The organism is Streptomyces sp. ISL-10 (genome assembly GCF_018614575.1).
GTDB lineage: Bacteria > Actinomycetota > Actinomycetes > Streptomycetales > Streptomycetaceae > Streptomyces.
Window position 1 is genome coordinate 1 of record NZ_JAGGOJ010000051.1, and the last position, 20707, is coordinate 20707.

The window sequence follows — 20707 nt, forward strand, 5'->3', positions numbered from 1 at the left end:
GTCCGCGCCCTCCCGGCGCAATGCCGTGATCAGCTTGCCGAACTGACGCGGGCTCAACCCGGTGAACGGGGCTGTCCAGGACGACTCTGACGCCGTGATCACACCAGCCACAGCAAGATCATCTCACCTCTGACCAGCAGTTACGGGACAACCCTTAGGGCATCGGCGCCATGCCCCGTCGTACGTGGAGCAGGCCATGCATCTCCACGTAGCGTCCGGCTACTCCGCGCGCTACGGCGCCTCTCCCGAGGCGTTGGCGCGACGGGCTGCCGAGCGCGGCATCGAATGGCTTGCTCTTACCGACCGCGACACCGTCACCGGGACGGTGCGGTTCGTGAAGGCGTACGCAGTGCATGGAGTTCGCCCGATCTTCGGCGTCGACCTCGCGGCTGCGGCCAGCAGCCCGTCGGCGAGGGCGGAGCGGAGGCGTACCCCTGTACGCGGCGGCGTTCATGTCGTTGAGGCGCCCTTTCGCGTCACGGTCCTGGCCCGGGATGCGAAAGGGCTGGGCCCGGCTGTGCCGTCTGGTGTCGGCTGCGCATGCCCATGCTGGGGACGGCCCGCCGGTCGCCTCCTGGCAGGCTCTTCACGAGCACGCCGGACCTGAACTGGTCGGGGCCTGTGTACCGCTGGCGGCGGGTGGCTTCCGAGGCGGCGCGGGCGCCCGCGCTGGACCGGCTTCGGACCACCAGGCGGTGGCAGACAGCAACCACCCGGCCCGGGTTTGTCCGCGACCCCGCCGCGCCGGCCGGATCCAGAGCGCCGGTATCGAGGGCTGCGCGGTCACCTGCGGGACGCGGTCCCGGACGCGGGAACGGTCCGAAAGCCTTGCGCTCGCGACCGGTCGGTCATGGACGTACCGTCGAAGAAGGACGACGTGCCCCTCCCGTCGAGCAGGGACCTCCGCCGTCGGGGGAACCGGTGGGTGTGCGCGGCGGCTGCGAACCGACGGTTCCCGAAGAGGGCTTAGTACTCCAGCTGTAGTTCGTGATGATCTGTGGGACAGAGTGGGGGCATGACTACGTACGAGACGATGCCGTTCCACCTTGAGACCGAGCGGCTGATACTGCGGCCGTGGGCTGAGTCGGACGCCGCTGAGTTCTGCGCCCTCCTTTCCGAACGCGGCAAGGAGACTCCCACGGTTGAGCACATCCGGACGTCCATCGCGGAGCTGCTCACCGCGACGGCGACTACGGGGATCGCCCTGTTGCCCATTCAGCGCCGTGACGAGGGGGACTTCATCGGCTACTGCGGGTTGATCATCGGCCGCTCCACCCTGGAGGAGCCCGAAATCGCGTATGAGCTGTTCCAGCGCGCGCATGGGCGTGGCTACGCCACCGAGGCGGCCAGGGCGGTGCTCGATGCCGCTATCGCGACCGGGCGGAAGCGGCTCTGGTCGACCGTCGGCGCATGGAACACACCGTCGCTCCGTGTCCTTGAGAAGCTCGGGTTCGAGCGAGATCGCGTTTCCACAGAAGACAACGGTGAAGTGGTCTGGCTCACACGCTCGTTGCCGTGATGCGAGAGCACGCTCCCGGGGCTTCACGCCCGAGTGCGCTCCGGCGGAGCGCCAGGCATGCCGAGATCGGTACTCCAGGTGCAGATCGTGATCTTCATGTCTGGGCTGCGGCTTGTCGACGGTAATGGCTGGCCTGTGATCGTGCCTGATGGCGGCGTCGCCAGTCGGACCAGCCGATCCGGTGAGCGAGGTCGTTCAGTGGCCGGACGGCGATAGTGAGGAACAGGTGCTGGATCTCGTTGCAGGTCAGCGGGGCCAGGTCGTCCGGGCCAGTGCGCCGTGCGTGCTCATCTGCGCGGACGACAGCGAGGAAGGCGTGAGCGAGCATGACGAGGGTGACCCAGCGGCTCCAGGACGGGTAGCGGCGGACCTGGTGTTCATCGAGTCCGGCCAGCCCCTTCCCGGCCTGGAAGGCCTCCTCCACCCGCCACCTGGATCCCGCCGTCCTGACCAGGGTGCGCAAAGGAGCCGGACCGATGGAATGGCAGCGGTAGTAGGCGAGTTCGCCGGTGGTGCGGTTGCGCCGGATCAACAGCTGACGGTGGCCCGGCGCCGGGTCGGCGAGGTCGATGACGGCCCAGTCGTAGTAACGGTGCCCCTTCGCGCCGGGGCCGGCGGACAGCTTCTGCCAGGCCCGCTTCGGGAGCTTGCCGGCCAGCACGTCGGCGCGGAACCTTCCCGCACCGGTGGCCACTTCGGCCGAGCAGGCCACCGCCAGGACATAGCCGATGCCGCGTTCCTCCAGGGCCGCCCGCAGTTTCGGGTTGCCGCCGTAGACCTCATCGCCCGTCACCCAGTCGATATGGTGCCCGGCGTCCAAGAACCGTTCGATCATCGTGCGGGCCAGCTCCGGCTTGGTCGCGAAGACGGTGCCCTCGGCCAGCCCGGCCGCCCGACAGCGGTCCGGGTCCGAGGTCCATGAGCGTGGAACGTACAGTTCCCGGTCCACGGCCGCGTGTCCGCGGGCACCGGCGTAGACGAGGTAAACGGCGACCTGGGAGTTCTCGATCCGGCCAGCGGTGCCGGTGTACTGGCGCTGGACCCCTACGGTACGGGTGCCCTTCTTCACGTCGCCGGTCTCGTCCACGACCAGGACCGCCTCCTCGTCGTGGAGATGCTCCACGACGTACTCGCGTACATCGTCACGCACCGCATCGGCGTCCCAGGATGCCCTGCATAGCAGATGCTGCATGCCGTGCGGGGACTTCTCTCCCGCCCACTCCGCGATCGTCCAGCAGTTCTTGCGCGGCAGGTCCGACAGCAGCCCCAGCATCAACCGCCCGGCCCGCAGCCGGGGTTCGACCCGGGCGAAGCGGCCCGCGATACGGCCCATGGCCACCTCGAACGCATCCCGCCAACGGCCGGGATCTATGCTGTGACCTGCGGCCACCGTCTCTTCGTCAGTCCACACAACTCACGATGATCAACGGTGGCCGCGCCCGTATCCGTAGCGGCCCCGACCAGCAAGATCACGATCTACAGCTGGAGTGTTAGCCGTCAACCTTCTGGCTTTTGCGAGCCGGCCTTGGCTGCCTCGGCCACAAACGCATCCGTGGTTCCTCCCCCCAGGCCAGGGGTCTCCCAAGGCGGTGTGTGAAGGACCTGACGCTTCGGGCCGTCCGGGGCGCCAGCGGTGAGGAGATGGAGGTCGAGTTCCAGCACAACTGCTGGAAGCACGACCAGGACCTGCTGATCCGCTACACAGGGGTCATCATCGATCCCACCGATGAGGACCGAGGAACGGACCTCGGGACTGTGATTCTTGACGAAATCCTGCCGCACAGGGACGGCTGCAGCCACGAGATCGCCTGCTGGGACGGCAACCTCATCATTGTCTGCTGTGACCTCCAGGCGACCTGGACCAAGATCGACTGCTCAAGCGAGTCGTAGCCGCGATGGCTCGTGGGGATTGTCGAGCGGCTGGTGCCGGATGAGCTGTGGGAGCTGTTCCAGCGGGTGGTGCCGGAGGCGCCGTCGCGTCCTCAGGGCGGTGGTCGGCGCCCGCCACGTCGAAGCGGACGGCGGTCCAGGTGCACAGATCCCTCTCCAGCAGCTTCGGCGGGCCGGCCTCCGCCTTGGCGCTGATGAGGAGTCAGCTCATGAACAACTACTCCCTGTGATCATGCGGTCGATTGAGGTTGACGCCACCCTCAGCTACAACCTGCGGAGCACGTCACGCGCTTCGCAGCCCTTCCGGTCGATCCTCTACTTCGATCGCAGGGCTTGGCTCCGAAGTGAGCCTGCCAGCAGGGCTGCACGTATCCACGAGTGCCCGGGGACGAGCCGAGCCTCCGCATGAGCAATTCCTGCGTGGGGGCGACTGCCCTGTCCCAAATACCTGTGGGCAGGGCAACATCCTGACCTGCGGTGCCCACAGATGATTGGGACACGAGGGCGGCCAGTGTCCCGCTCAACCGTAGGCAGGGTGATCTTTCACCTGCGAAGGTCACCACCTGGCGCGCAGCACGCCGTCGCTGTCAGGGAGAGTCACCTGGAACAGCGGGTGGCGTTCGTCGACGGCCAAGGGCAGGAAACAGGCCGCCCTCGCGCCCGCCACCAAAGTGGCGAGCTGTTGGTGGTCGGTCTCGTCGACGGTGACGTGACGGATCGTCCCGTTCGACTCCTGCCACACGAAGTCCACGGACTCGTCTTCGGGCAGCGCGGCAAGGACCGCGTCGACGTCAGGGGTGAAGTCCGGCCAGACGGTCAGAAGCGCGCGTGGGCCAAGCGTGGCGCGGACGGTGTCGAGATTGCTCTCAGTGAGGCGGTGCCAGCGGGTGGCGTTGCGGACGTAGGTCTCTTCCAGGAGCAGCGTCTGCGGTGTGCCCAGTTCTGCGCGTACTCGCTCCCAGAAGTCCTCGTCTGCAGCCTGTGTCACCTCTGGTTCCTCAAGGTCTGCGGCGTAGGGCGAGGCCGTGATCGGTTGCACGAACAGGCCGAGCTTGCGGGTCCGGGCGACGGCTACCTCGCAGGGTCGGTCACTGCCGACATACACGTACTGATCCCATCCGACGTGCACGGTGAACGTGTCCTGCTGCTCCAGTCGACACCAGGCGCCCTGGTCGCGGAGCATGACCCGGACCAGCTCCAGCGCGACTGGCACTGAGACCTCGGCACCGTCGTAGTAGCCCGACAGGTCCGGCGGGAACAGCCCAGCGAGGCCGTGTCCGTCAACCGGCGCCTCCAGGCCGAAGTTGATGAAGCCGGTGACCTCGGGTTCACGGATCTCCAGCCGGTCAATGCCCGAGTCCTGCGCGAAGGCGGCGATCGCCTCCAAGTAGGCCGCTTCGACCGGCCCGTGGTCGCTCACGGTGTCCTCGGCGCCGATGTAGTGCCCGCGCTCGTCGCGGTCGGCGGGGTTGTACTTGGTTATCTGGTGGGCGAAGGACGGCGGCACGCTGCTCCCTGTGCTGGTGGAAGGGGGTGTCAGCGTATTTCGTCATCGTCTGCCGGGTGGTGCCTGTCGCAACCCCGCTGAGCCTGCCTACACGTAACCGAGACACCGGCGCACTTGCCCACAGAAAAGCGGGACTGCCTACACATCACGGGGACAGGACAGCGACGACAGTTACCTCGCTCAGACGACACCTATCGTGCTCAGGCTCAGGGCAGCTCGTAGTTCCAGAGGCCAAAGGTATTCGCGAAGGTACCCATTGGTGCATACTCGGGGTATGGCTGACACCACCATGAAGGTCGACTCCGCGACGCGGGACCGGTTCGCCGCTGTCGCCGCAGCCCAGGGCAAGAGCGTCCGCGCTTACCTGGCGGAGCTGGCCATAGCGGAAGAGAACCAGATCAGGCTGAGCAAGGCGACGGCTGTGTTCCGCGAGGTCATCGCGCAGCCCGGCCTCGCCGAGGCGTTCGACGCCGCCTTCCCCGATGACGCCCTGCTGCAGCAGGACACTGCAGGGCGGGCAGCCTGACCTTGGAACTGAACATCGACATCCGGTGGCTTCTCGAACGGCAGGAGGAGCTGCTCGGAAAGGAACTGGGAGTCCGGGACTACTCGGCCCTGGTGGCTGCCGTGGCCCGGCACCGCGTGAACACCCCGCAGCTGGACGTCGGCAATCCCGACGCCTACTGGCGAGCGGCGGCGCTGCTGGAGCAGATCGTGCTGCTGCGTCCGCTGCCGGCCCGTAACGGTTTCTTCGGCATGGGCGTGGCCGTGTCGTACATCCGGGCCTCCGGAGAGGACGTGGCCACCGCTTTCGAGCCGTGGCGTGACCTGATTGCCGATATCCGCGCGCTGCGGCTGACCGTGTACGACATCGCCGACCGGCTGCGCTCCATGCGTCCGTGATCCTGACCGGTACCGCTGCGCGCGGCGGCATGGCAGCCGCCCCCGCGCGACCCTGGAGGCGTGGCCAGGATCCGGTTCTGCGGGTCCTGCGGGGCCCGGCTCCCGCGGGGTGCTTCGGCGCGGCGCTTGTACTGCGACGACGTGTGCCGGGCCCAGGCCCACCGGGACCGGAAGGCCGCCGATCGGTGCTGGCAGCTGGGGCTGATGCTCGGAGAAGCGGAGTGGCTCGGCGACAAGAGCATGATCCGGATGCTGACCTGCCCAGTCTGCGGCCAGATCACCTTCGCCGGGGGCGACCGCCGGCGGGACGCCGTCTTCTGTTCCGGGCGCTGCAGGTCTCGGGCATGGCGCCGTCGCGCTGCCCGGCGCGCCCGGCGGGCAGCGTGACGTCCAGCCGTCACGAATCTGTCTCCTACCAGCGGGTATGACGCCTCCACGTCACGCTGGCGGCGGTCAGCCCAGGCGCCGCCAGAGGAGAGTGATCCGTTCGTCGTGCAGGGCGCCTAGGTCTGGGGCGGGCCCAGAACGAACTTCGATCTTATCGAAGAACAGGTTGCACAGCTGCCGTCTGCGCTGCTCATCGGCCCTGTTCCACCAGGCGGCCAGCCAGCGGGGGCTGAAGACGTCCTCGTCCATAAAGCCCAGCGTGGTCTGGTACCAGCGGCTCAGGTCATACCGCTTGGCGTCGACCGTGGAAGCCGGCACGTCAACACGGTCCTCCATGGCCGCCAACTCCTGCTCCTTCACGGGCAGTTCGAGATCCAAGCGGCGGAAGAGAGCCCGGGTTACGCTCTCCGCGACGGCGGGCTTGGCCATCTCGGCGACGAGGTCACGGGCCGCGCAGTCCTCGAGGTGGAGCGCAGGCATCGCAGCGGCTGCGCACGCCTGATCCTGGTGCTGCAGGCATTCGAAGCACGGTTCTTCCGAGTTTGGAGAGAGCGGAGACATCGGTCCATGGCAGTGGCCACATTCGACGAGGGTGTCGGCGACTATGTCGTCCCACTTCTGCGGGGAGCCGGAACGGGTGCTCCTTCGGGCTGGGCTGTAGATGTCAGCGGCCGGCGCGACGCTGGCGCTCCTGCTCCTCGATGGCGTGCTCGCCAGTCTCGGAGACGTCAAAGCGGACGGCGGTCCAGGTGGACAGGTCCTTCTCGGGCAGCTTTGGCGGGCCGGCCTCCGCCTTGGCGAGGAAGAGGAGCGTGGCTTCGCGCAGGGAGCGGGCCTTGAGGGTGTCGCTGGCCCGGGCGACGGAGCCCGGGTTGGCCGGGTCGCGGTAGACGGTGAGCGCGGTGTACCAGCGCAGGGGCGGGGTGGGCGGCTCGGCAGGCTGTGACGAGCCGGTCAGCTTGCTCAGCATCGAGAACTCCGTGATCAAGGCGGACAGCGTGCCTACCCTGACACATGGCTTCAGATGGCTGATCAGCGGACCTGTCAGCTGTGGGCAGGAGCTCGTCCCACACGCGCCTGGCTCTAATGTCAGGAACTTGGCTGCCCGTGTCAGTCCATCAGGTGATGAGTCTATTCAGTCTGGTCCACAGCAACGACGCCCACATCAAGTTCGAACCTGTCGGTGCCATGCCTGGCATGTGGAACAGCGACGAATGGGCGGACAGCAATCGAGGCTGAGCGCATGGCATCCGAGGGAGACGATAACCGCCAACACGACGGTCAAGCAGTGGCCGTGGATCGCCAAGCGGCAGTGACGCACCCTTCCTCGCAGTGCCACCATCCCTCAGCCTCGCCGTGTTCCAAGAGCTTCCGAATCCGTCGCAGATCCGCATCAGGCGGGACATCGAGAGCCACCATCCTGAACTGCTCGATCCCCTCACCGGTGGTCCCGAGGCGATGAAAGGTCTCCAGCACGGTCTGACGGGCGGCAGCTGAACCACCGTCCTTCAGCACGATCAACCTGATCGTGCAGTGCTCCGAGGCCCGGACCGTCTCCCCAGCCCAGCGAACACCTTCGTTGTCGGGTTCCACGCGGATGATGTCCCCGCTGGCGACTCCGCGTACGAACCAGGGAGTGTTGTCCAACCGCACCGAGCCGTCGCCGAGATCAACTGCCCACAAGCTCTCGACGCTTGCCGGCGGCCAGCCCTCCTCATCCACATCCATGCGGAAATGAACCTTCACGTGGTCTCCGCTGATGCTCGTCACCGCACCATCATCCACGCTGTCGCAGCAGTGCTGGAGGCCACCCCCACCAGCGCCTTTCGTTCCCACCGCAGAATGCGACGACCAGACGTTTCGACCGGTTCTACGGCCGCTCACTCGAACCGGCTGAGGGGCTGAAGGCCCTCCACGAATGCCCGGAAGTCTGCCGCGAGCGGCAGTTCTGTGCCGGAGTCGGTGTCGAACCAGGTCACCGAAGGCTCCCCCAACTCGCCGCAGGCCCGGTAGTCGAGCCCGATCCAGTAGTGGCCGTCACCAGACAGCAGCACGACTGGAGACGGCAGTCCCCACTCCTCCACCAGGTACGGCGTCTCCAACAGCGACAAGCCGTGCCCGCCGGTGCCGATCCCCATCAACTCGGTGAACGGGATGTGGTCCTCGCTCCACGAGGTTGGCTGATTGGTCGGAAAGGCATCCCGGTCGGCCGTGACAACGCCGCCGTTCTGCACACGCAGAAGGTCGAGCAGCGACGTGGGGAGTCGCAGCCCAAGGACTCGCTCCGCGTCGGCGACGGTCTCCTGGGTCAAGGCGGGCTGGACGCCGTACGTGTGTCCGCTCCAGAACGACGCCTTGATTTCATCAAACTTCATCAGCACCTCCGCTCGGGCCATCGCGGCGAACCAGCTGGTCAAGCTCTTCGGCGGAGTCGGCGGCGAGGCGGTAGATGCCTTGAAGGCTCGTCGAACGGATCAGACGCCCGTCCTCGACGTGCTTGAGCAGTCGCTCGCCCCGGCGGGATGTATACGTCAGCCGCTCCAGGAGATTCCCCGGGACAACCGTGTCGAACCTAAGCGGGGCACCTGGCGGTCCGACGAGCACTTCGGTGACACACCCGGTCTTGAGCGGGCGCCAGTCCAGCAACTTCACGTAGTCGTCATCGTGGAGCGCCGAGCCGACATTCTCGTAGGGGACGATGTGAGCCACCTCCAGCACCCCCAGCACAAGGAGACGGGCGCGGTGGGCTCGCACGGGGTAGATACGGTCGCCAGGTTGCACTCCCGCACGCTGGAAGCTCGGCAGCGACTGGTGCGGCCCGCCGAACAGCATCGTCAGCCGCTGACCGGTACGGCCGGACCGTTCAAGCTCTCGGCACAAGTCGTTGGTCCACAACGTCGTATATGAGTTCGGCACGTCAGCACGGTAGTCGTGTCCACTGACAGTCACTGTCCCCGGAGGCCGATGTCAGTACGTAATGGCATGCTCGCGGCCATGAACAGGGAGCAGTTCTGGATACTGATCGAGGAAGCCCGCGAGCAGGTGCTCGACACCGGGGACGACGCCAGCATCGCCGGCCGTGCCTCCGAGCTGCTTGTTTGCCGCTCATCACAAGAGATCGCCGCAGCACAGCAGATCCTCTGGGACCTCATGGCCGACTCCTACCAACATCCGCTGTGGGCCGCCGCCTACATTCTCAACGGCGGGTGTTCGGACGATGGCCTCGACTACTTCCGCGGCTGGCTGATCGCCCAAGGCCGCATGGTATTCGAGCGCGTCGTTGCTCACCTCGACGCACTTGCCGAACTCCCTGACGTCCGTGCTGCCGCGGCTGAAGGGATCGACTTCGAGTGTGAAGAGATGCTGAGCATCGCCTGGAACGCCCACCAGACGGCCACCGGCCAGGAGCTTCCCGCCGACGGCCTCACCATCCGGTACCCCGACCCTGACCCTGCCGAGAACTTCGATTTTGACGACCATCAAGAGATGGCTCGCAGGCTTCCCGCCTTGACTGCGTTGTATTTGTACTGACAGCAGTCGGCAACATCACGTGATTCCGACAGAGCCCAGCCTCTGACCCACCGTAACCGCTACTCGAGTCCTATCCGGAAGGCCATCATGAGCTGGGACGTGCTCCTTCTCCGCCTGCCCGACGACGTCACCTCAGTGCAGGAGATCTCCGCCGACCACACCCCGGACCCGCTCGGCCGCCGCCGCGACGTACTCGCGGCTGTCACCCAGGCCGTTCCCGAGGTCGATCTCTCGGACCCCGCCTGGGGCGAACTGTCCAGCGCCACGTGGTCCATCGAACTCAACATCGGCTCAGAAGACCCGATGGACTCCGTCAAGCTTCACATCCGGGGCTCCGGCGACGACGTGCTGACGCCCGTCCTCCGTCTTGCCGACGCTCTGCGGTGCAAAGCGCTCGACTGCGCCGAAGGGAACCTGATCACTCCAGGGCAAACGTCAGGCTGGCACGCTTTCCAGCAGTTCCGCGACCGAGTGGTCAGGACCTCTCGGTGATCCCTCCTGGTCGCAGCAATAGCATCCGCCGCATGCACCCTGAAACCCGATTGAGCTGCGCGGACCTGCTCCCACCGGGTCGGATGGTCACGTCCGACGAAGGCGACGGAGGTGTACAACCCCTGTGGCTCAGCAACGGGTCGGCCACGGCCGAGCTGTGGACGCGGATGCACGCCGAACACACACGCTCCGGCCTGTGGCCGCTGCTGCTCGACTCGCTGGATCCGAGCGATGACGAGTTCCGCCCATGGGGATCTGGGGAGGTCTTCCCCGAACAGATGTCGTCCCCGGCGAGCCACGACCCTGCCTGCCTCCTCCCGCAGTGGTGGGCGACCTACACAGCCGTCGACGAAGACGACGACATGTTCGACACCGACAGGCGCCTTGCCGTCACGGCCCCCTTCGGACGGACCTGGCCCGGCCTCGTGCCCAGCCGGGAGACGGCAACGAACCCCGATCAACTGGCCACCGAGTTCGCGCAGGCGTTCCTCGCCAACCGCCCACATACACGTCTGGGGTTGGTCGCCGCCACATCCGGTGGCGAGGCACTGACAGTCGCGGGCTGGGCCGGACCCTGCAACTACGACAACGACACCGCGAAGTTCTCCGCGGTCGTCCGCGACTGGGAAGACCGGTTCGGCGCCCGTGTCGTCGCGGTCGGGTTCTCCACGCTGCACCTCAGCGTCGCCGCGCCACCGGTGGACGAGCACGATGCTCTCCTGGTTGCGGCCGAGCACTTCGCCTTCTGCCCGGACAACATCTGGCAGAGCAGCAGTCCATACACCCTGACCGCATACGCCGAGCGGATCACCGGTGCTCACCACTGGGACTTCTGGTGGGACTGAGCCGCTCCGCAGAAAATGCTCGGGAACTGACCTTCAGGAGCGCGGTGCGGGGTTGTCAGGCGACGGGGACAGTCCGTGCCACCAGTGACCGCAGCCGCCGGAGCAGAAGCGCTCGCGGCGCCGCGCGTCGGCGATGGAGAGCACTGCGACCAGCAGCCTGAACGCCTTGCGGCGTTCGTTGAGAGGTGTGAGACCGGCGATCCTTCCCAGTTGTTCGTCGATCCGGCCTCGTGAAATCAGCACTGCGGGCGTATGCGTCGGGCGCAGTCCGGCACGGCGGATGCTCTCCGGTGCATCCTCTGCGACGGCTCGAGCCTGGACGCAGTGATGGCGCAGGAACAGCAGCACCTCGGATTGTTGTTCCTGGCCGAGGCCGTCGAACCATTCGATGCCCTCTGACATCGGGCGCAGCCCCTGCGCGAGCTTGTTGAGCAGGACGTCGCGTTCGTTCATGACTGCCTCCCGTGGGACGGACGCCGCTTTCGCCGCGGTGATCAGGATTCCGAGCAGCACCGCCAGATCGGCCGCGCCTTCGGCGTCGTCGGCCCAGCGGGTGGTCTGCAGTGGGTGAACCTGGTCGAGGAGGACGCCTTCGCGCGCCGGGACGAAAGCCAACGCCAACATGGCCGCGCGCGCGCCACCGGCACCGGTGTTCCATCCCTGCGGCGCCCCGCGAGCGGAGCCGTCGACTGGTACAGGAGCCTGCCGTCGCGCAGAAGCCGGCGGTGGGTGCGCCGGATCTCGTACCAGCGCAGGAAGGTGCGCCCCTTGTAGGGGACCATCGTGACCCAGATGCACGTGCCGGCCGCGCCGAGGCATCCGAGGAGCTTCAGGGGAATCCCTGGCAATGTGGACAGCAAGCCGACGGACAGGGCTATCCCGCCGAAGAGGACAAGCTGCTCGTCCATTTCGAAGCGACGCCCCAGCAGACCGCGTGGACGCGGTCGGGGGAACGAGAAGACGCGGTCCATCGCGACTCCTTTCTCAAAGCGTGACGGGTGAGGTGAGAGCGGCCACTAGTTCGAGGGCGGCCGAGGCGGGGGAGCGGGCGCCGGAGCCGGAGGAGCCTGGCCGCCCGGCCGGGGCGGCGGGGGAGGGGCCGGCGGAGATGTGCCTCCCGACCCGGATCCCGGCCGACGAGGCGGCGGGGGTGCGGGACGCCGAGCTCCTCCGGAACCCCCACTGCCACGGGGCCCGCCGCCCGAAGCCCCGCTTTGGCCCGCCCCTCCGCTGCCACCGGATCCGCGACCGTCCTGCTGCCCAGCACCGGATGCATTGCTGGCACCGTCGGTGACCGCCTGCCCCACCTGCTCCCGGGCCCCGTCGATGGCCTTCTTCGTTTCCACAGCGGCGGTGGCCGGCCCCGCAGCGGCACCAGCAGCACCTGGCCCGCCGCCTCCGGGCCCACCCCCGCCTGGCCCGCCGCCTCCGGGTCCAGCCCCGCCTTCCGGACCGCCCGAAGGCGGCTTGTTGGCCTGATTCTTCATGTCCGACTGCCCCCCCCTGCTTCAATCGGGCCGCGGCACTCTGCGCGCGCTGCATCGCCTCGCCCTTGGCCTGGTGCATGCTCTGGAGCTCATCGCCCACAATGGGAATCCACTTGGCAACCTGGAACGGCATCACCAGCGCGAGAAAGAGCAGAGCGAGGAAGGTGATCGAGGCACCGACTGCCTCGTCGTTCCGAAATACTCGGCTGGCCGCACATCCTTGGGCCGGTGGGCCGTTCGCCTATCAGTCAGAAGGGAGGTTCGAGATTGCCGCGGCCATCGCTGTGTGGCCCGCAGTCCCAGGGCTCGCGCTGAGTCGGCTGAGCCTCGCTTGTCCTCAACGTGGACGACGTGAAGTTCTGTGCCATCCCGATGGCGCTTGGAGCGTCCGAACAGCCCGACAGCGATCTCCGACTGATCTTGAGGCTCATCAGGGCAGACATAGGTAAGGACGTCGTTGTGGTGCCCGGTGACGACCCATCCCTCGGCGTCCTTGAGGTCGATCACCCCAAAATCTCCTGAGTAGAGCGGGCACCCCTCCGCATGCTGCTGGATCACGGCACCTCCAGAAAACTGGCCACCGGGCACGTAGGTGAGCCTATCCGGGAGCCACGAGCCTGGCAGTTCGAGCGGTCCGCCGCGGAGAGGGGAACAGGGATGCTGGAGAGACCACGCCTTCGGAGACCACCTACGGTGACCATCAGGCTGATGATCACGGAGAACTCGCGACAGTTGAATACGCGAGCCCACCAGTATCGGACCGGGGGCGGCGCCGCCGGGGAACAGGGGTGCCGTCGGTCGCGCATAGCGCCGTCGCTTCGCAGCCGTGCGCCCGAGGCCGCGGTCGAGGTCGACGCTCATGCCGGGGCGCGTGGCTCGCGCAGGGGTGCCGGCCCCGTTCTACAGCACGTCCGCGGTGTGCAGTGCCGCGTAGGCCGGGATGATCAGGGCGCAGGTGAGCCACCAGGAGAGCAGGCGGTAGCCGACCAGTAGGCGGAAACCGGCGATGGCGACGGCCGCCCATGTCAGAGACATCAGCAGGGAGGGAATCGCGTCCCGGAACCTTTCCGCGGTCGTCCGCTCACCGAAGCCCCACCCGGCGAAGCTCGCCGCGACCACGGACGCGATCAGGAGGCAGCCCAGACAGGCCAGTCCCAGCACCCAGCGAATGATCCGTGTGCCAACCATGTGCTGTTCGTTCATGTCGTCTTTCCTGTGCGGTGACCGCCGTGGACCGGCGCGGAGCCTTCGGCCGAAGCCGTAGGCCGCCCGCGCCGGTCCACGACGCATTCGGTGTTCTTCTCAGCGGGTGTACTGGTACTGCTGTGCCGAGCAGCCGCCCATCCAGCCCGCGAGGCACTTCGGGTCGTCCAGCGCGTGATCGAAGACCAGCTTCAGGTTGTAGGTTCCGTCGGAGTACTGGTCGTAACGGTAGAACTGGTGATTCGGCATCTTGTCATGGGCGCCGTATACCCAGTGCGAACCGTTCTGGTACAGGTCCTGCTGGTTGTCGTAGCTGATGTCGGCGATCCCGGTGCAGTACGGGTTGCCGACATTGTGCTCGATCACCGTGCGGGCATACCGGCCGTCGTTCTGCAGCGGCCGGATAACGAAGCCGTCACCGCCAGCTGTGCGCTGGGAGTCGTAGTAGTACGTGCTCCCCACCTTCCGGTAGCGCTTGGTGGGGCTGATGCCCTTCGACGTCCAGGTCGAGGCGCTGGTCCAGTAGTGGTTGGACGCGGCCTTGGTGCGGTTCTTCCCGGTCTCGTAGCCGGTGCTCCGGCCGTCGCCCGAGAACCACGGGGCGTTGTCGTCTGCCGACTCGCAGGGGAAGCCGAAGCCCCAGCTCTCCCCTTGCAGGTAGCTCATGGGGATGTACGTCTCGTACGTCGTACGGGACGTCGTCAGGGCGCGGACGTTCGCGGGCAGGGTGTCGCCGGGCTGGGCGTCGCCAGGGGTCTGCGACACGTCCGTGGTAGCCGGGGTCACCTCGACGCCGTAGGTGGAGCGGGTGACGGTGTCCTCGGTGATCTCCCCGGCGGGCAGGTCCAGCTCGGCGTCGATGGTGTACTCGGCGTTCTCGCCCAGCGCCGTCTCGGTCGGCAGCTGCACGGCGGAGGTGGTGGTGAGCTTCTTGCCGTCGGCCGTGATCTCGTAGTCGGCCGCGTCCGGCAGGGCGCCCCAGCCGAGGGTGGTGCCGGTGGGGGTGGTGACGGCGGTGAGCGGGGTCAGGCCCGAGGCCGCGTCGGGGACGGTGGCCAGCGTCTTGGCGACCAGGCGCGGGCCCTGTTCGGTCAGCGCGACGACGAGGACGGAGACCGAGGTCGGGGCCTGGACGGGGAGCGTGGCGGCGGTCTGCTCGCCGCGCCAGAGCACCTCGTGTGCCCGGTCGTCGATGACCAGGTAGGCGGTGGCGCCGGAGACGGCGGACCAGCTCAGTTCGACGCTGTCGTCGGTGACGGAGACGGCCGCCGGGGCCGCGGAGGTGGCCGCCTGCGTCGGCAACGCGCCGCCGAGCAGCAGGCCGGCGGCGAGCACCGGCGCGAGAAGGGTGCGGCGCAGGCGCCGGGTGGGGTGGGATCTCATGATGTCGCTGTTCTCACTTTCGTTCAGGCCGTGGTGCGGGAGAGGACTTCGCCGGTGCGGGCATCGATCTCGACTCGGTCCGCGTCCGGGACACGGGCCTCGGGCCGGCCCGTCGGGCCACGGTCGAAGGTGACCGTCCAGCGGCTGGCGTTCCAGGTGTCGGCCACCACCGTGGCGGCCGTGGTGTGATCGCCGGTCAGCTCGCGGGCCGTGGCCTCGGCCTGCTCGGCGGTCACCGGGAAGGCGGCGCTGTCGGCCGTGCCCCGGGCGGCGGAGAAGTGGACGACCGCGCCGCTGCGCCGGTCCAGCTCCACCGTCACCTCACGGGCGGCGTCCCGGCCGTCGGCGACGGTCCGCCAGCGCACCAGCCGCAACGCGTCTCCCTCGATGTGGCTGACGGGCTCGTCGGTGACCAGCCGCCAGTTGGGGCCGAAGCCGGGGACGTTGGCCTTCGCGAAGTCCTGGGCGGCGGTACGGGCCTCGGCGGCGGACAGGCTCACCTCACCCTCGGTCGACGGGGTGCCCACGGCGTCCAGGACGGTGCCGTCCTGCCGCTGCCGGTACTGGACGCCCTCGGCAGTCGTCACATCCGTCAGCTCGGCGCCGTCCGGGCCGTCGGTGGTGGTGGACGAGGTGGCAGTGAGCCCGCTGAAGGTGGTGAACGGGACGGTGGCGAGCGGCTGGCTGTTCAGCGGCTCACCGTTCCCGGCGGGCTTGAGCCTGACGTCGGCCGGGTTGCTGACGGCGCCCCTGATCACGTAGTTGTTCCAGCCCCCGGCGCTGCCCTCCTTGGCCACTAGGTCGGTACGGGCCCGGTACAGCGCGGTGCTGATCGTCGCGCCGGTTTTGGTGTGGTAGCCGAAGCGGTCCCAGAAGTAGTTGCCCGAGTAGTTGGTCGAGCCGATCGACGTTCCGGAGGTGGTCGCCGGGAAGTAGACGAGGCCGCTGAAGCTGATGACCGAGTCGACGCCCCGGGACACGGCGGCGTCGTTGAAGTTGCCCCACGGGCCGTTCAGCGAGGTGTAGCAGCCCGCCAGCACCATCAGCCGCATGTCGTCCGCCTCGACGTACGGGAAGTACTCGGAGATGAAGCGGAGGTTGGCGTACGGGCTGACCACGTCGGTGGCCGTACCGGCGGCCAGGATCGCATCCTGGGCGTCGGTGGGGCCCTCGTCGGTCTGGAAGATCCCAGCGTTGGCGTGGCCGAAGAGGCCAAGGACGGCGGCCCCGGCGCCGTCGTTGAACGTGTTGTCGGCGCTGCGGCCGCCCGTGTGGCCGAGGGCGCTGTAGCCCATAGCGTTCGCGGCGCTGGTGAAGCTGGTGACGCTGTAGCGGCTGTCCAGGCCGTCGTTGTAGCGCTGCCCGATGTTCACGCCGGACGCGGCCTGGGACGGGGACGACAGCAGGGTCGCCGACGCCACACCGGCCAGCGTGAGCGTGAGCCCGCCGCGCAGGGCGCGCGTTATGCCGCCGCCCCTTCCGTTTCTGCTTCGAGCCACTGAGTGACCTCTCGTTCGCAACTGTTGCCACTGCTGGTGGCACTGTCAGCCGCTCTACGGGAAGAGGCGGGGCTTGCGTCGCACGGATTCGCGATTTTTGGTGGCGGATTCGATGGGTGGTGGAGGTCGGTGGCGTATGCGATGGGTGGTGGAGGTCGGGGGTCTATTCGACAGGCGGTGGAGGGGTGGTGCCGGTGGCCTCTGCGGATGCCGCCGAAGCCGTGTTCTCGGGGCCCGGAATGTCCGGCTTCGGCAGGGCGGGTCCTTCGACTTGCAGCAGCATGGGCGCCACTGGCAGGGCCGGGTCGGCTACCTCTGGCAGCCTGGGGGTTCCCGGCAGGGCCGGGCCGGCTACCTCTGGCAGGCCGGGGGCCTCTGGCAACGCCGGACCGGCCGCTTCCGGCAGCCCCTGCGTCCCCGGTACCTCCGGACCGCCCGGTTCCTCGCGCAGCCCTGGTAGCCCCGGGGTGCCCGTCGCGCCGTCGCCCCGGCCCGGTAGCGCGCCGCCGTGGGGCAGCCCCGTAGCGGGATTGCCCGCCGGGGCGGCCGAACCCTTCGGAGCCCCCAGCTCCAGGACCATCTCCATCGGGCTACCCGGCTCCGGGGCCCCCCGCAACGGGCGCGCCGGACCGCCCCCCGGCGCGGAGTCGGACGTACCCGGGGTGAGCAGGCTCAGCCCGGCGAGCGTCAGCGTCACGGCGGCCGTTACCAGCGGCGCCGCTCCGGCCGGTACGCCACCGCCCACCCCGGTCGAACGGCTGCCCCGCCACGGCCACAGCAGGACGGCCAGGGTGCCAGCCAGCACGCCTCGCAGCGTCTTGCGGGAGCGGGCCAGCAACGACTGAACGGCCCGGTAGCTGAGCCCCATCCGCTGCGCGATCTGCCCCAGCTCCAAACCCTCCGCCCGCAGTCCGAGCGCCTCGGCCTGCCGCCCGGGCAACTCCTCCCGGCCGCGCCGGGTGAGCCAGTGGGCCTCGGCCCGGTCGCACACCGGGTCCTCGACGGTGACGTAGCCGGGCAGCCCCCGCGCCGCCCGCCGGTGCACCTCCGCCTCCCGGACGACCTGACGGTGCCGGTCGACACACAGCCGCATCGTCACCGTGGTCAGCCAACCGCCGAGCCGCTCGTCGTCCAGCTCCGGCCGCTCCATGGCCCGCACCATCGCCTCGTGTACGGCGTCCTCGGCGTCCTCCGGGCTCGCCGACCGTCGCCGGGCCACCCGTAGCAGCGCCTCCCGGTGCCCCCAGACCCGCTGCCACCGCTCGGCACGCTCCCGTTCCCCCGCGGCCCCCGTCTCGCCGTACGTGTTCACCGGCCCCGCTCCCTCCCGCCGTGCGCCGGCACTGTTCCGTCCCTGCTTTCCGCACGGAACCTAACCAACCCGAAGTCGATCAGAAGGGGCGGGGCCCGGTGAGGGGCGTCCGGACGACGAAGGTAGGGTTCAACGCCCTCTCCTACGCGGGCCTGCGGGAGAACGCTCCCGTCCTCAAAGAGCTGCTCGGCCCGCGCTGTCACCTCTGCGCGGATGGCAGCGGCGCAACGCCATCGCCGCACTGCACTCTCTGTTTCGTTTCGCCAAGAAGCGCGGCCTGATCTTCACCAACCCCACCACCCGCCTCAAGACCGAAGACATCCCGCGCAACCTGCTGCCGATGACCGACGCCGAGGTCCTCGCCGTCCAACGGATCGCCGTCACCCCAGCGCAACGGCTGATCATTGCCCTGGCGGCCGTCCATGCCGCTCGCGCTACGGCAATCCGACGCCTCACCTTGGACGACCCGACCTGCCCAACCGCCGGATCACCATCGCGGGACACGCCCAACGGCTCGGCGAACTACCTCATCAGACCCTGCTGGCCTGGCTTGCCCAGCGTCGCATCACCTGGCCGAGGACCCAACCGGCACATATTGATCAACGCGAACACCGCCCTGGGAACCGGGCCTGTCAGTGCCGAATACCTCAAGCGGCACCTGCTGCACCAGGGCGTCTACCTCGAACGCATCCGCGGCGACCGGGTACTGCACGAGGCGCTGACCGTCGGCGCCGACCCGCCGCACCTCGCCCCGGTCTTCAACCTGTCCCACACGACCGCGAGCCGCTATGCGGCCATCGCCCAGAACCTGCTCGACGACCAGATCGAACAGACCACCGAGAGCGAATGAGTATGAGTGGGGCTCTCCCCGAGGGATGTTCTGACAGGGCGTGTCACATCTTGAGGTGCTGTCTTCGTCAAGGAGACGAACACCCAACCGTCGTTCTCGCGTAGAAGAAGGAGTTTCTCGTGTTTGCCGCCTACCTCGTTGTCACCCTCCTCACCTCGGCTGTCAACGGTTCGGCTGCCATCGCCAACTTCATCGGCCACGACTACCCCAAGAGCCAGGCAGACAAGTTGCGTGTGCCGCGGTCCTGGATGCGCCCGCTGGGCACACTGCTGGCGTTGGGTGCGCTGGGGCTGCTGGCCGGGTTCGCCGTGCCGGTGCTGGGCATGCTCGCTGCCATCGGTCTCGTGCTGTACTTCCTTGGTGCGCTCTGTGCCCACCTGCGAGTTCGTGAATACCGGTTGGGTCCCTGGGCCATGTTCTTCTGTCTGCCCGTGGCTGCTCTGGCCGTGAATCTGGCCTACCACGGCACCCAGTGACCCCGTGCAGCCCGTCCCTCAGGAGGCCCCCCAATGAGTCTCCTGCAGATCCAGCGGCGATGAACCCACGGCCCTTTCGAGCCTACCTGCCGAAGACGCCGTGGGTTCCCGGTGAAGCCGCCTCAGTCCCGCTGAACTCACGGCCGACGAGCCGTTAACGAGCGGCGAACCAACCGCCAAGTAGCCCACCAGTAGCTCTCAGAGGGCATTTGATCTAGGCGGATTGCCCTGTATGCCCTAGTAAGTTCCTCGCCAGGTTGGTGTGGTCTCGTCCGTTATGCGTTTGGCGAGGTTGTCGATCGAGGCGATGTGGATCATGGCTTCGGAGCTGGTGGTGAGGGTCTCGTAGTCGCGGGCGAGGCGGCGGTGCATCATGATCCAGCCGATACTCCGCTCTACTACCCAGCGCCTTTTCACGACGTGGAAGCCGCGTTTTTCTGGGTTGCGGTTGACGACTTCGACTTCGACGTCGATGCCGAGGCGGGCCCCGTGTTCGACGACGGCCTTCTTGAAGCCGGTGTCGACCCAGTTCTTCGCGATGGTCGGGTAGGTCTCTTTCGCCTGGTCGAGGAGACGTATTCCCATGGCGTTCTCGGAGAGGCCGGCGCCGGCGACGGTGACGGCGAGGATGAGGCCGATTGTGTCGGTCAGGATGCCGCGCTTCCGGCCCACGATCTTCTTCGCGGCGTCCGTTCCCTGGCTGGTCAGGGGCACATTGGTGGAGGTCTTGACGCTCTGGGTGTCGATGACGGAGGCGGTCGGCTCGGGCTTGCGCCCTTCCTTCACGCGGGCCAGGCCGGTCAGGTCGTAGTTGAGCTGGGCGAGGATTCCCTCGTCGCGCCAGGCGGCGTAGTAGAAGTAGACGGTGCCGTGGCTGGGGAAGTCGTGCGGGAGGTATTTCCAGGGGATTCCGGTGCGGTTGATGTAGAGGAGTGCGTCGAACACGTCGCGCAGTTCGACTTTGGCCGGCTGTCCTGTTGGTCGGCGTTCGAGGCGGGCGTTTCGCCAGGCCGTCAACGTCGGCTCGATCAGGGCCCATCGGGCGTCGGACAGGTCGCTGGGGTACGGCTTGCGCTCGCTCACAGCACAGCGTGATCATGGCCATGACGGAGGGGTGGATTCCGCTGGGACTCGGGTGGTTCCGTGACATTTTCAGATCAGACGGGTTTCCGAGTGCAGGGCCGCACGAGACGGACAGTCGAGTGCTCAACCTTGCAGGGAACGAATGCCCCCTACCTGATCTTTTCGTTAATTCAGTGGGGTTGGAGGGTGGATGGTCAGGCCGGTGTGGGTGAGGAAGGACCAGGGCAGCTGCCGGTTCTGATTGATGCGGTGGATGCCTTGTTCGGTGGCGTCGGCAACATCAGCAAGGTGGTCGCCGGCAAGGTTGGCGAGTTCTCGATTCTTGAGCGACGACCACAGC

Annotated in this window: 24 protein-coding genes and 2 pseudogenes; 11 read left to right on the forward strand and 15 right to left on the reverse strand. The window is 67.7% G+C overall.

What is annotated here, in order from left to right; all coding sequences use genetic code 11:
• Positions 1–111, reverse strand: a pseudogene (locus J7E88_RS34985) (IS5/IS1182 family transposase); the annotation flags it as partial.
• 85 nt (positions 112–196) lie between these two features.
• Here J7E88_RS34985 and J7E88_RS36645 point away from each other — a divergent pair.
• Together J7E88_RS36645 and J7E88_RS34995 are read left to right on the forward strand one after the other, a co-directional pair.
• Positions 197–629 (forward strand): annotated as a pseudogene (locus J7E88_RS36645) (PHP domain-containing protein); the annotation flags it as partial.
• A 386-nt stretch (positions 630–1015) separates the two neighbouring features.
• Positions 1016–1519: a GNAT family N-acetyltransferase gene (locus tag J7E88_RS34995; RefSeq protein WP_215187538.1), complete on the forward strand. Its 504-nt coding sequence runs from the start codon at positions 1016–1018 to the stop codon at positions 1517–1519.
• 94 nt (positions 1520–1613) lie between these two features.
• Here J7E88_RS34995 and J7E88_RS35000 read toward each other — a convergent pair whose 3' ends face one another.
• Positions 1614–2852, reverse strand: a complete 1239-nt coding sequence (locus tag J7E88_RS35000; protein ID WP_215187539.1) for an IS701 family transposase — start codon at positions 2850–2852, stop codon at positions 1614–1616.
• A 260-nt stretch (positions 2853–3112) separates the two neighbouring features.
• Between J7E88_RS35000 and J7E88_RS35005 the strand changes: the two genes are divergently transcribed.
• Positions 3113–3409 (forward strand): hypothetical protein, encoded by a 297-nt coding sequence (locus J7E88_RS35005; protein ID WP_251023661.1) that lies wholly within the window; start codon positions 3113–3115, stop codon positions 3407–3409.
• A 556-nt stretch (positions 3410–3965) separates the two neighbouring features.
• Here the strand turns inward: J7E88_RS35005 and J7E88_RS35015 are convergent.
• Positions 3966–4916 carry an RNA-binding protein gene (locus J7E88_RS35015; RefSeq protein ID WP_215187540.1) on the reverse strand — a complete coding sequence of 317 codons (951 nt, stop codon included), beginning with the start codon at positions 4914–4916 and terminating at the stop codon, positions 3966–3968.
• A gap of 274 nt (positions 4917–5190) precedes the next feature.
• Here J7E88_RS35015 and J7E88_RS35020 point away from each other — a divergent pair, with 274 nt between their 5' ends.
• Both J7E88_RS35020 and J7E88_RS35025 read left to right on the forward strand, forming a co-directional pair.
• Entirely contained in the window at positions 5191–5442 is a 252-nt protein-coding gene (locus tag J7E88_RS35020; protein ID WP_215187541.1) for an antitoxin MazE7, read from the forward strand.
• A 2-nt stretch (positions 5443–5444) separates the two neighbouring features.
• A complete protein-coding gene (locus J7E88_RS35025; protein ID WP_215187542.1) occupies positions 5445–5819 on the forward strand; it encodes a toxin Doc in 375 nt (124 codons plus the stop codon).
• 453 nt (positions 5820–6272) lie between these two features.
• On the opposite strand, the gene J7E88_RS35030 is transcribed toward J7E88_RS35025, so the two are convergent.
• The 5 genes from J7E88_RS35030 to J7E88_RS35050 all read right to left on the reverse strand — a co-directional run bounded on the left by J7E88_RS35030 (position 6273) and on the right by J7E88_RS35050 (position 9122).
• Positions 6273–6686, reverse strand: a complete 414-nt coding sequence (locus J7E88_RS35030; RefSeq protein WP_215187543.1) for a hypothetical protein — start codon at positions 6684–6686, stop codon at positions 6273–6275.
• 184 nt (positions 6687–6870) lie between these two features.
• On the reverse strand, positions 6871–7194 hold the full coding sequence (locus J7E88_RS35035; RefSeq protein WP_215187544.1) for a hypothetical protein: 324 nt from the start codon (positions 7192–7194) through the stop codon (positions 6871–6873).
• Positions 7195–7487: 293 nt separating this feature from the next.
• Complete coding sequence (locus J7E88_RS35040; protein ID WP_215187545.1) at positions 7488–7976, reverse strand: DUF4265 domain-containing protein; 489 nt, start codon at positions 7974–7976, stop codon at positions 7488–7490.
• A gap of 110 nt (positions 7977–8086) precedes the next feature.
• On the reverse strand, positions 8087–8581 hold the full coding sequence (locus J7E88_RS35045) for an SMI1/KNR4 family protein (protein ID WP_251023662.1): 495 nt from the start codon (positions 8579–8581) through the stop codon (positions 8087–8089).
• On the reverse strand, positions 8571–9122 hold the full coding sequence (locus J7E88_RS35050) for a hypothetical protein (protein WP_308307741.1): 552 nt from the start codon (positions 9120–9122) through the stop codon (positions 8571–8573). The genes J7E88_RS35045 and J7E88_RS35050 overlap by 11 nt, the downstream gene beginning before the upstream one ends.
• A gap of 78 nt (positions 9123–9200) precedes the next feature.
• Between J7E88_RS35050 and J7E88_RS35055 the strand changes: the two genes are divergently transcribed.
• The 3 genes from J7E88_RS35055 (at position 9201) to J7E88_RS35065 (ending at position 11074) form a co-directional block, all read left to right on the forward strand.
• On the forward strand, positions 9201–9737 hold the full coding sequence (locus tag J7E88_RS35055; RefSeq protein WP_215187546.1) for a DUF4240 domain-containing protein: 537 nt from the start codon (positions 9201–9203) through the stop codon (positions 9735–9737).
• Between the two features lie 87 nt (positions 9738–9824).
• Positions 9825–10229, forward strand: a complete 405-nt coding sequence (locus J7E88_RS35060; RefSeq protein WP_215187547.1) for a hypothetical protein — start codon at positions 9825–9827, stop codon at positions 10227–10229.
• A gap of 32 nt (positions 10230–10261) precedes the next feature.
• Positions 10262–11074: a DUF4253 domain-containing protein gene (locus tag J7E88_RS35065; protein WP_251023663.1), complete on the forward strand. Its 813-nt coding sequence runs from the start codon at positions 10262–10264 to the stop codon at positions 11072–11074.
• 33 nt (positions 11075–11107) lie between these two features.
• Here J7E88_RS35065 and J7E88_RS35070 read toward each other — a convergent pair whose 3' ends face one another.
• Positions 11108–11698 carry a DUF5958 family protein gene (locus J7E88_RS35070; RefSeq protein ID WP_251023664.1) on the reverse strand — a complete coding sequence of 197 codons (591 nt, stop codon included), beginning with the start codon at positions 11696–11698 and terminating at the stop codon, positions 11108–11110.
• Positions 11699–12903: 1205 nt separating this feature from the next.
• Between J7E88_RS35070 and J7E88_RS37600 the strand changes: the two genes are divergently transcribed.
• Positions 12904–13083 (forward strand): hypothetical protein, encoded by a 180-nt coding sequence (locus tag J7E88_RS37600; RefSeq protein ID WP_215187548.1) that lies wholly within the window; start codon positions 12904–12906, stop codon positions 13081–13083.
• A 378-nt stretch (positions 13084–13461) separates the two neighbouring features.
• On the opposite strand, the gene J7E88_RS35080 is transcribed toward J7E88_RS37600, so the two are convergent.
• The 5 genes from J7E88_RS35080 to J7E88_RS35100 all read right to left on the reverse strand — a co-directional run bounded on the left by J7E88_RS35080 (position 13462) and on the right by J7E88_RS35100 (position 18382).
• The gene (locus tag J7E88_RS35080; protein ID WP_215187549.1) at positions 13462–13764 is read right to left on the reverse strand and encodes a hypothetical protein; all 303 of its coding nucleotides are present in this window, start codon (positions 13762–13764) and stop codon (positions 13462–13464) included.
• A 99-nt stretch (positions 13765–13863) separates the two neighbouring features.
• Positions 13864–15147 carry a hypothetical protein gene (locus J7E88_RS35085; RefSeq protein WP_215187550.1) on the reverse strand — a complete coding sequence of 428 codons (1284 nt, stop codon included), beginning with the start codon at positions 15145–15147 and terminating at the stop codon, positions 13864–13866.
• Between the two features lie 23 nt (positions 15148–15170).
• A complete protein-coding gene (locus J7E88_RS35090; RefSeq protein ID WP_215187551.1) occupies positions 15171–16646 on the reverse strand; it encodes a PepSY domain-containing protein in 1476 nt (491 codons plus the stop codon).
• A 163-nt stretch (positions 16647–16809) separates the two neighbouring features.
• On the reverse strand, positions 16810–17958 hold the full coding sequence (locus J7E88_RS35095; RefSeq protein ID WP_215187552.1) for a sigma-70 family RNA polymerase sigma factor: 1149 nt from the start codon (positions 17956–17958) through the stop codon (positions 16810–16812).
• Positions 17959–18157: 199 nt separating this feature from the next.
• Entirely contained in the window at positions 18158–18382 is a 225-nt protein-coding gene (locus tag J7E88_RS35100; RefSeq protein ID WP_215187553.1) for a hypothetical protein, read from the reverse strand.
• Positions 18383–18553: 171 nt separating this feature from the next.
• Between J7E88_RS35100 and J7E88_RS35105 the strand changes: the two genes are divergently transcribed.
• Positions 18554–18808, forward strand: coding sequence for a hypothetical protein (locus tag J7E88_RS35105; protein WP_215187554.1), 255 nt, complete (start codon positions 18554–18556; stop codon positions 18806–18808).
• Positions 18809–18927: 119 nt separating this feature from the next.
• Complete coding sequence (locus J7E88_RS35110; RefSeq protein WP_215187555.1) at positions 18928–19284, forward strand: DoxX family protein; 357 nt, start codon at positions 18928–18930, stop codon at positions 19282–19284.
• 237 nt (positions 19285–19521) lie between these two features.
• On the opposite strand, the gene J7E88_RS35115 is transcribed toward J7E88_RS35110, so the two are convergent.
• A complete protein-coding gene (locus J7E88_RS35115) occupies positions 19522–20367 on the reverse strand; it encodes an IS5 family transposase (protein ID WP_215187556.1) in 846 nt (281 codons plus the stop codon).
• Positions 20368–20707 lie beyond the last annotated feature (340 nt).